The sequence below is a fragment of the Neisseria sp. P0021.S007 genome, from assembly GCF_051956855.1.
Map to the genome: position 1 here is coordinate 1 of NZ_JBQCXA010001765.1, position 437 is coordinate 437.

At 52.2% G+C, this 437-nt stretch carries 1 protein-coding gene and 1 pseudogene; both read right to left on the bottom strand.

Annotated features, from left to right (window positions below; all coding sequences use genetic code 11):
• Nucleotides 1-157: pseudogene (locus tag ACTHUR_RS21345) on the bottom strand (tRNA pseudouridine(55) synthase TruB); the annotation flags it as partial.
• Between the two features lie 69 nt (nucleotides 158-226).
• On the bottom strand, nucleotides 227-437 hold a 211-nt coding region (gene rbfA, locus ACTHUR_RS21350; protein ID WP_440400809.1), incomplete at its 5' end, for a 30S ribosome-binding factor RbfA.

Sequence of the window (437 nt, forward strand, 5' to 3'; positions counted from 1 at the left end):
GCCCTGTAGCCAAAGGATCAAGTACGCCGGTATGCCCGGCTTTTTCGGCACGGAACAAGCGCCGCGCCTTTTGCAGGGCGGTATTGCTGGAAAGGCTTTCAGGTTTGTCGAGGAGAAGAACGCCGTTGACAGGGCGTTTGGTGGGTTTGGCTGTCATATTAAGTTGGGGGAGTGTTAATGTTTAGGCCGTCTGAAAGGGTTCAGACGGCCTGTGTGTTTTAATCAATCAGTCTTCAACCGGTTTTTCCGCCGCTACTTGGTCGATCAGGCTGGAAATACTCATGCCGCGTTCGAGTGATTCGTCGTATTTGAAGTGCAGCTCAGGCGTTTTGAAGAGTTTGATGCGTTTGGCCAATTCGCTGCGCAAATGACCTTTGGCGTGTTCCAAAGCTTCTTCGGTAATGTCGCGTGTGCTGTCGTCGAGGACGGTGTAGAAC